The organism is Flavobacterium macrobrachii (assembly GCF_014486675.1).
GTDB lineage: Bacteria > Bacteroidota > Bacteroidia > Flavobacteriales > Flavobacteriaceae > Flavobacterium > Flavobacterium macrobrachii.
In genome coordinates, this window is the sequence record NZ_JACTAC010000087.1 from 1 (window position 1) to 10,083 (window position 10,083).

The following is a 10,083-nucleotide window of genomic DNA, read 5'->3' on the forward strand; positions in this document are numbered from 1 at the left end:
ATAATGCACTACGGGTAATCATACATATATTTTTAATCAACTAAAACTAATTAATGATTTAAGAAACAGAATTGCTCACCATGAGCCAATTTGTTTTCAGTCTAATGCTGCTGTAATAAGCACTGTTAGTACAATGCAGCATTACAATCTTATTCTTCAATTATTCCAATGGATGAATATTAATGAAAGTGCTCTTTTGTATGGATTAGATCATGTTTCTAGATTATGTAATGAAATTGATCAGATTTAATTTTAAATTGTCTCGACTGATGGTATTGAATTTTTAGCTAAAGATTTGTATTATGAAAAACTGGGATCGCGACAAATCATACAAATGGATAATGGCAATTGGAACTATAATTCTTATCATCCAATTGTTCTGTATTTACTTTAAAACACTGGGTTGATTTTACTCTACTCAAAACGGCATAGTTAATTTCCCGAATTGCATAGTAAAATAAAGAAATACTCTATAGTTTTCAAAAAAAAATGAAAATCATGGAGTGGTGGCAAGTTCTTATAGCAATACCTGTTTTTTTTCTTGGTGTATTTATCCATATTAAAATTATTAAATATAAAAAAGACTATTTTAAGAATGGTAGTTGGAAGGATAGAAAAAAAAGCTATAAATTTACCTATCTATATCTTTAATTCACATATATACACATCGTCATTAGGTATAGAATATCCTGCGAAGTTATATATATTTGCTCTTGCATAAGTAATTTGAATGTTTTCGTTTTGAATAGCTGCTAAGCCAGCACCAATAGTAGATATCTTATTATTCATAGGAGCAATAACAGTATTCATTTCCCTATATTTTTCAGCTGTTAGATATTTAAGTATACTATTTTTAACTTCATCAACATCAATTAATGAAAATTCAAAAGTATCCGCACTATACTCAGATACTAACTTTTTATGTCGTTCAGAATTTATACATTGATGATTGGGCTGAATTGAATTTTCTATACTTGCAAAACCAAGAGTTATATTATCAAATTCAAATTCATCAATTAGTCTCTTTGTTCTATCGGATTCGAATCCAAATAAAATTAATAAGTGATTTTCTCGTGTAGGATCAGAAAATCCAGGATAGCCTATTACAGTCCTAATATCTTTAATTCCTTTTGACAACCATTTATCTTCATCCAGTTTTTCTTTTACAGAATACTCTTTTGCACCCATATAAGATATATATATTTTACCTAAATCAAGTTTATGAAAATTTAACAATCTAATTAATACAAGTAAAGTTTCATGTGTAAAAGTAGTAGTATCTATTAGTATATTTGGTTTAGAATTTATATCCTTTACTATTTGATTTATTATATTGTAAATATGAATATAATTAAGAACTGGATCATCAGTATTTAATTCAACCCTTTGAGAATTACCTTTAAATAACTGCACAAGAACATTTGAATTATCAATAATACTTTCTAACTCATTAGAATTATAAAAAATTATTTTTTTAAAATCTAAATCTTTTAATTCTTTAGAAATAAAAAGACATCTTTCTTCAAAACTTGATGAAACAAGAAAATAATCAATTTCTAAACTAGAAACTTTATTTTTTAAATCTGAAATCTTAATTTTTTCCATTACTCATCAAAATTTAATGTTTCTTGAATATTATCTTTTCCTGTTACTAGTAATTTCTTTTTAAAAGAACTTAAGAATAGTTTTTTATTGGTTAATGCAACCTCTAAAACCGAGCTATTCATAAACTTATATCCTGCAAAACTAGACGGGTCTAATCCAAAAAAAGGCGATAATGCCCTATTTAAAATGTACAACCTTGCTCTTCCTGTTCCTTCCTTGTTTCCAATCATCGATTTTTGAAGGTAACCAGTACTAACTCCTAAATCTAGTATTCTTTTTAATTCATCAGACGGCTCATCATTTAAAGCAATTGAAAAAACTCTTCGTTCAGATTGGTTTGATATTAGAATTAATTTAAATAATTCTCCCATACTATGAATCAAGTTTCTCAGCTTATCCATATCCATCTTGTTATCTCCTTCATCTTTGTATTTATCAAATTCATAAACAACTTTTTGCTCAGAATATTTTCTAATCCTGTCGTTTTGAATTGAAGAACTTATAAATTCTAATTTCTTGCCATCATTTTTCAATAATGCTTCTTCAAACATATCAGATGAAAAATCAATAAACTCACGCATTATTCCAGTAGAAATATTCACAAGTTGTTTGAAACCAGAATAACTAAATGTTGACCTATTTCCTTCTAGATTAGTTATATAAATTGGTGTTGTGTATCTATATGCATAATCATATGCTTGACTTTCATTTTTCCCTTTTTTAATCTCTTGTTCTTTTAATTGATTGAATAATTCATCTAATTTTTCTTTTTGTTTTATATCCTCTTGAAAAAAATCTTCAGCAAAAATTGCTTCATTGTCATTATATCTAATCAATCTTTTTTCGACTACTGCCTTTACTCGTTCATAATATAAATCTCTTTTGGTTGTATAAATATCATTCATATTTATTTCTGAGTAATCATGTGGAGTATCTATCCTTGACCCATTGATAGTAGAAAAGATTTTATACTTCAATTGAGTAGATATTTTTAAACTAATTACATCTGTACTTCTTATCGCAACCCATGAATTCAAAATTTTTCTTTGAAGAATACTTAATTCATCCGCATCATCAATCAATAAAAAAATGGGTTTATGGTTAGGCATAAAAGGTAGTTGCCTAAACTCCTTAATTATTTCTGTTAAAAAATCACTATATGAAAGAATACAACCATTATAAGGGACAGTATCTTGAGTATTTACTAGCTTACTTATATAATCCATTTGAAATTGCTTATTGATTAATTTCAAAGTTTTTATAATAAATTTAAAAATCTCTTTAATAGATTTTACATCACTAACATCAATTATTTTATCCTCATCAAAACCCGAATATATCAATTCTTCAACAAATATTTCGTTGTAAAAACTTTTGAGCTTTTCCAAATGTAAGATGTTATCTTCAATTTCCAATTTTGATAATTCATCAAACATTATTAATGAAAAATGAGTGACCATGTAATGTTCATTCAGTATTGCATCACCGTGAGTTCCATTTAGTTTTATGTCTGTTTTATTTAAATGTCCCTTCTTTATAGGAAGAAAAATTGAAAAATACTCCAAATCTGTAATAGCTCTTGGTAAATCCAACTTATTTCCTTTATCATCTACTAACCTCTGGCAATCAGGCATCATATACCTAAACATCATACTCTTCCCAGAACCTCTTGCACCATTTATGAACGTATGACCAACTAAAGGAATATTATAATATTCACCAAATACAGGAACAAAAAGATCAATTATGTCTGTTGGTGGAATAGCATCTGGATTTTTATACTCAAACGGATTTTTCATATTCCTTTATTTTTTTAATAACATTTTCGGTGGTTATCAATTCGCCATCTGGATAACATAACTCTTTTTTACATAAGTCAAATATCGTCAAACCGTCTTTACTGGGATATTCAGAATCTGTTAAGGTATAAGTAATTTCTGGATGTATTTCTTCATATATATCCGAATAAAATTCAATCTTTACCCATATAGATTCAATATCTATGTTTTTCTTCCAAAATTTAGAACAATAAACTCTTTCATAGTGGATTTTCAGTGTTCTGTCATATATTTCTTCTAAAACATTTCGTTCAATTATTGAATCAGAATCGATATCATATTTACCAAACTTATTAAATAGATCTTCTTTATTAATATAATAATGTAGCTCTATCCTTCTTTCTTCATGATTTATAATTGCAGGTTCTAGACATAAAGCATATGCATGATATATCTCACTACCTTTCGGCATTTTTTTCTCTCTAAGGGATTTGACATCTGCTCTATTTTTATCATCTGCAAGTTCATCTGCAAATCGTAATATTGAAGCTAATAAATGAAGCCTAATAACATATGAATCACTATTTGAAGTTGGAGATGTAATTGATTTAAATGTATTCTTAGTTTTCTTTCCATCTTTTTCGATGTAACTCCCACCATGAACCTGAGCTATATCCTTAATAAGCTTAACTTCTTTTCTGTCAAATACGGCAGGAGACAAACCATCTTTAATTGCATCTATTATTTTTTTTTCATGATTATGTCGTCCATAAAAATTTCCAACATCATGAACTTGTATCGCATTCAATAAAATAAAAACTTCTCTAGGATTTAAATCGCATTCTTTTGATTCAACCAGTAAACTTGCTCTTTGAATGACTGTTTTAATATGTTCTTGCCCGTGATCGTTTAACCAGGTAATTTTATCAAAATCAGATGTCTTAATTATTTCTGCGATAATCGCAGCCTTTGTAGTTTCGTTATGTATATTTTTATTTAAGTAATCTTTAAAACCCTCGTATTTTGAAAAAAAGGGATAATTATCACCTCCTTTTTTTAATTTATCAACTGGTGGATTTTTTAACCAATCTTCTAATGTTCCGTGACCTAAATTCATTTACTGTTTTTAATAATATTTTTAAATATTGCTTTTCCCAATAGTAAAAGTACAACTTCCTACTTGTTTTTCCTACAAACTTGAAATTTACATTTGATTATGAAAATCCCTGACAAGGCAGTCAGCCCATCAATATCTTTTGCTGTTTTTTTGAAACTTTTGCATCAGTAATTGAGTGATTTAGCTTAAATGTAGAAGCCGCATCCTTATCAATTTCAGATTTCATTTCAAGAAAATAATTATAATCGTTCAAAAATAAGATATTTAATTAACATCCATAATAAAAAGATTTTAAAAAAAGTGATAATGAGACTTGGTATTAAACTCTTTAGACACTTCTACATGCTTCAACTGCCGTGAGTTTATCGCTCTTTACACATTCTTGTTTGGTTCTAAAATAGGATTCAATTTTTATAAACCACTTTTAAGACAAAAAATAATACAAATAATTAAAAATAGAATCAAAAAACTTATTTAACAAAAAAGGAATTACTATAAATATTTTTTGAACTTTCTTTATAGATATAGGAACTATATGCTGATTTTTATATATTAGCAATGCATAATTTAAAGTGTATGGCCATAAATGACAACAGAAACTCAAATAGTATCTCCAAATGTTGGTAATTTCATTGACTCATTAAGAGAAATAGGATATTCAACCGAAGTTGCAGTAGCTGATTTAATTGATAACAGCATAACAGCAAATAGTACAGAAATTCACATTTACGCTGTTACAAAACCAATCTTATCATTTGCAATTCTTGATAATGGTAAAGGAATGAGCGAAACTGAACTTGTTGAAGCAATGAGACTCGCTGGAAAAAACCAACGAGATGTAAGGGATAAAAATGATTTGGGGAGGTTTGGTTTAGGTCTTAAAACAGCATCGTTTTCACAATGCAAAAAACTTACTGTTTTTACAAAAAATAAAGAACACATTTCATCTCGTCAATGGGACTTGAATTACATCGCTGAAAAAAATGAGTGGTTTTTAATTACACCCAAAAAAAATCACAACCTTCCTCTCTACGATGCACTTGAAAAATTGCAAAGTGGTACTTTAGTCGTCTGGGAAGAAATCGACAAAATACCTACAGCAAATTTGGCGGAAATGATTGATAAACTAAGGAAACACTTATCACTGGTTTTTCACAAGTTTTTGGAAGGACAAATACCTGGTAAAAAATTAAACATCCTTGTAAACAGTAATCCCATTAAGGCATTTAATCCCTTTAATATAAATCACCCAGCAACACAACAAATTACATCCGAAAAAATAAATATCTATGGTTCAAGTGTTTCAATTCAGCCATTCATATTACCACATCACTCAAAAATATCACAACAAGAATATGAACTTTATGCTACTGAAGAAGGATATGTAAAATCTCAAGGATTTTACTTGTATCGTGAAAACAGAATTATAATCTACGGTACTTGGTGGGGTTTACACAAAGCAGTCGATGCTCATAAACTTATTAGGGTTAGAATTGAAATTCCAAATTCAATGGATTCTCATTGGGGTATAGATATAAAAAAATCCATGGCAAGACCGGCTGATGTAATAAAATCTGATTTACGTCGAATTATCAACCAGGTTATAGATAAAGGAGCTCGTCCATTTTCAGCTAGAGGAAAAAAAATTGAAGATAAATCAATCATTCAATTCTGGGAGACATACCCAATCAAAGATGGTTTTCGCTTTGCCATAAATCAGAATCATCCATTATATATTGATTTAATCTCTAATCTTGATGACTATCAAAAAGAAAAATTAAAATACTTCTTAAAGGGCTTGCAGGCTTACTTACCACTCGATGCTATTCAATCCAAATTACAAACGGATCCTCATTCTCTACAGCAAGAAAGTGCATTGAGCGAAGATGATATATGTAAATTACTAATTAAGCTTAAAGAATCAGGATTAAGTGATGAATATAAACAGGAACTGTTAAAAACGGAAATTTTTAAAAATCGACCAGAAATATTTAACTCATGAGTACTACAACAGGGTATTTGGCTATAAAAGAGCATATCTCTAACAATCTCAAAAAGATTGATGGGACTTTACCGGAAAGTAAAATTACTGAAGAAGTAAACAATACTAAATCGGTAATTTCACAAATTGGTTATGAAATGTTTGCAAAGGTAATTTCAGTTGAATCACTTTCAGAAATGGAGGAGGATGATTGGAAAAGAATAATTCGCGAGCTCGAAACACACTTCGATGTTAAAATGGAGGCAGGAATTCTTATTCAAGGCTCCGAACAACAAGAACGGGATAATACATGGTGGACAGGAGTTGAAAAACAGAAAAATAAAAAGTATTATTGGGAAAGATATAAAAGCCATATTTCGTCTTTTTTACCGGCAGGTGTTGTAAAAACAATCGACGATGACACGGATATTGTAATGAATAATATTGAAAACCCTATCATAACGAATTTTTCAAGATATGGGATGGTAGTGGGTCATGTCCAGTCAGGAAAGACTGGTAATTACTCAGGTTTAGTTTGTAAAGCTGCAGATGCTGGATATAAATTTATTGTAGTTATTGCCGGAGGCATGAACAACTTAAGAAATCAGACTCAGGAACGCTTAAATGAAGCTTTCGTTGGGCAAACCAATGGTGTTCAGGTTGGTGCTGGGAAAGGAGATTCAAATAAAAATTTAACCCCTTACAGTCTTACAACAGTGCTACGGGATTTTAATAAGCATGATGCTGATAGGGCATCACAAGGTATTAATTTTGAAACTATTAATGTTCCAATTCTGATAGTAATTAAAAAGAATACTTCAACTTTAAAAAGTGTGATTAGTTGGTTAGAAAAACAGTATAAAAATAAAGTGGCAGACCATGCAATGCTCGTCATAGATGATGAATCAGATTATGCATCTGTTAATACTAAGGAAGAAGAAGATCCAACAGCCATCAATGGAGGAATAAGAAGGCTTCTCAGTCTATTTTCTCGTAGTGCATATGTAGCGTATACAGCAACCCCTTACGCAAATATTTTTATTGACCATGAAGCAGAAAATGATGCTGTTGGGCGTGATTTATTTCCAAAAGATTTCATTTATGCGTTAGATGCACCTACTAACTACTTTGGAGCTCGAAAAATTTTCTTAGATACAGACGGAAAACACTTAATTGAAGTGACTGATTTCGGCGATGATTTACCTACGGGTCATAATAAGGATCTCGAAGTTACTTCCATTCCGGAGAGTTTAAAAGAGGCCATTCAGGTTTTTTTATTAAATATAGCGGTAAGAAATTTGAGAGGGTATGCTAATAGCCATAATAGCATGCTAGTACATGCAACGCGATTTACAGCAGTTCATCAAAAGATTGCAGTAGTTATAACTAAATATATCGAAGAGGTGCAAGAAGATGTCACTGCTTTTGGAAAACTCCATGATGCAAAAAAACAAAGTGACTATATTGCCTCTTTAGGAGATTCTTTTGATAAGTATTTCAAAGACGATGAATTTTCATGGCAAGAAATAATAGATATCTTGACTGATGTAATAAGCACTGTCGTTATTCGGGAAGTTCATCAAAAAACAACCGTCCCATTGGAATATAGAAAAGATATTGCAACAAATGCAATAGTAATTGGAGGAACAAGTCTCGCAAGAGGTTATACACTTGAAGGATTAAGTGTCAGTTATTTTTTAAGAAATACTGTTTTTTACGATACTTTAATGCAGATGGGAAGATGGTTTGGGTACAGGTCTGGTTATGAGGATTTATGTAAAATTTATATGCCGTATGAAAAAATTGTTGATTTTGCCGAAATAATTTCTGCAACGGAGGAACTATTGGCAGATTTTCAACTAATGGCTGATAACAACATGACACCTGAAAAATTTGGATTAGCAATAAGACAAAATCCAAATAGTGCTTTACAGATTACAGCGAGAAATAAACAAAAAAATGTTACTGACTTTAATTATTCCATGAGACTAGATGGAAAAGCAAAAGAAACTAGCGTATTAAGTTCAAAACTCGATGAGATTTCAGCAAATATTGAAGCTATTAAAGGGCTTGTTGATAATTTGCCCGCAGAATTCGAGAAGATCAATAATCACTTTTTATGGAAGGATATAAATCGTGGATTGGTTTTAAATTTCTTAAAAACCTTTATCACATTTCAAAATGATCCTTTAGGCTTGACCGCTAGAATGCCTATTAGCTTTATCAAAAAATATGTTGAAGAGCGAAACATAAATTGGGATATTGCATTATACAGTGGGCAAGGAGAAATATTTCCGCTTAACTCAACAATATCGCTAAGAAAAGAAAAGCGTAAAATTATTACAAAAACGGACAATAATTATGAATTACAAAACAGACAGGTATCATCCGGAAATGCTGAATCAATCTCTTTGGGAGAAATCGAAAGAAAAGTAGTTGGAACGAATAGAATTGAGGCTCGAAGAATAATGAGTCGTCCATTGCTAATGTTACATATTATTGAGCCTAATCCTGAAATTTCTACAATAGCAAATAATGCACTTGCTGCTTTTGGAGCAAGTTTCCCGGGCGACGTACTTAGTGATGCAGAGACAATCACATTAAAGATAAATACTGTTTACTACAACAATCTATTAAAAGAAGTTGAATCAGATAACGAAAGTGATGACTGAGAAACCAATAAACCCGTGGTTAAATATGTTTCCGGATTCAATTCGGCGAGTAGACTCTAAAATAGTACACAACCTATTTTGGATGATTGACCATAATAGTAATTATTGCTTTTATATTAAGACTACCAAAGAATTTGAGACTACCGAAATTGACATCAGATTGCGTGGTATCTCGCTGATAAAACGCAATTTAGAAAATTCAGGTGAACTATTTTTAATTCTAAACAGACAAAATGATTGGGAACTCTTTTGGTCGGTTTGTAAAGATATAATTTCAATTTGTGGTGCATACTCCGTAAATGAGGAAATGGTAACTGCTGTTGAACATAGACTTAGACGCTGGCAAGCATTTTTAATGCAAAATACCGAAGTTTCATTATCACTGATGATGCAAATGGGCTTATTCGCCGAATTAATGTTTTTAAAAAATATTCTTATTCCAGAAAAAGGTGTATCAGATGCTATCACAGCTTGGGGCGGTCCTGAGGCCGACAGGCAAGATTTCTCGTTTTCAGACCTATCAATTGAGATAAAATCGTATAAGACAAGTAAAGGTCCACAAGTAACAATTTCATCTACTCATCAGTTGTTTTCAGAAGACAAGCCTTTATTTTTGGTTGCTTATGGTTTAACAGAAGCTAGCAATGGAGAATCAATTGCAGATCTAATTAATGAATTGGATATATTAATTTCATCCGAATCTGTAAACGTTATTCAAGTATTTGAAAGAAAACTGATTGAATTTGGATATATGCCCGGGATGATTTACGATGTGCTTTATAAATTTGTAATTGATAGTTTGCGAGGATTTAACGTGGTAAGTGATTTTCCAAGGATATTACCACATCAAACTCCTTCAGAAATAATAGCTGTTAATTACACTTTAGACCTTCAACTATGCACTAAGTTTGAAGTAGAAGTAAATAATAT

The 10,083-nt window shown here is 30.5% G+C and carries 6 protein-coding genes; 3 read left to right on the forward strand and 3 right to left on the reverse strand.

The window, feature by feature from the left end; all coding sequences use genetic code 11:
• Positions 1–639: 639 nt before the first annotated feature.
• From IAI56_RS14125 to IAI56_RS14135, 3 genes are read right to left on the reverse strand one after another with little or no spacing between them, the layout of a single operon-like run.
• A complete protein-coding gene (locus tag IAI56_RS14125) occupies positions 640–1,605 on the reverse strand; it encodes a hypothetical protein (RefSeq protein WP_187658485.1) in 966 nt (321 codons plus the stop codon).
• The gene (locus IAI56_RS14130) at positions 1,605–3,404 is read right to left on the reverse strand and encodes an ORC-CDC6 family AAA ATPase (protein WP_187658486.1); all 1,800 of its coding nucleotides are present in this window, start codon (positions 3,402–3,404) and stop codon (positions 1,605–1,607) included. The genes IAI56_RS14125 and IAI56_RS14130 overlap by 1 nt, the downstream gene beginning before the upstream one ends.
• Positions 3,388–4,500: an HD domain-containing protein gene (locus tag IAI56_RS14135; RefSeq protein WP_187658487.1), complete on the reverse strand. Its 1,113-nt coding sequence runs from the start codon at positions 4,498–4,500 to the stop codon at positions 3,388–3,390. Before IAI56_RS14135 ends, IAI56_RS14130 begins: the two co-directional genes overlap by 17 nt.
• A 586-nt stretch (positions 4,501–5,086) precedes the next feature.
• Between IAI56_RS14135 and IAI56_RS14140 the strand changes: the two genes are divergently transcribed.
• From IAI56_RS14140 to IAI56_RS14150, 3 genes are all read left to right on the forward strand, one after another.
• Positions 5,087–6,502, forward strand: a complete 1,416-nt coding sequence (locus IAI56_RS14140) for an ATP-binding protein (RefSeq protein WP_187658488.1) — start codon at positions 5,087–5,089, stop codon at positions 6,500–6,502.
• Complete coding sequence (locus IAI56_RS14145; RefSeq protein WP_187658489.1) at positions 6,499–9,153, forward strand: Z1 domain-containing protein; 2,655 nt, start codon at positions 6,499–6,501, stop codon at positions 9,151–9,153. The genes IAI56_RS14140 and IAI56_RS14145 overlap by 4 nt, the downstream gene beginning before the upstream one ends.
• Before the next feature lie 82 nt (positions 9,154–9,235).
• Positions 9,236–10,083 (forward strand): PD-(D/E)XK motif protein (locus tag IAI56_RS14150; RefSeq protein WP_187658490.1); only part of this gene is annotated, 848 nt, incomplete at its 3' end.

Coding starts and splice junctions, on each gene's coding strand:
- IAI56_RS14135 (WP_187658487.1), bottom strand. CDS start 4,500: ATGAATTTAGGTCACGGAACATTAGAAGATTGGTTAAAAAATCCACCA.
- IAI56_RS14130 (WP_187658486.1), bottom strand. CDS start 3,404: ATGAAAAATCCGTTTGAGTATAAAAATCCAGATGCTATTCCACCAACA.
- IAI56_RS14125 (WP_187658485.1), bottom strand. CDS start 1,605: ATGGAAAAAATTAAGATTTCAGATTTAAAAAATAAAGTTTCTAGTTTA.
- IAI56_RS14140 (WP_187658488.1), top strand. CDS start 5,087: ATGACAACAGAAACTCAAATAGTATCTCCAAATGTTGGTAATTTCATT.
- IAI56_RS14145 (WP_187658489.1), top strand. CDS start 6,499: ATGAGTACTACAACAGGGTATTTGGCTATAAAAGAGCATATCTCTAAC.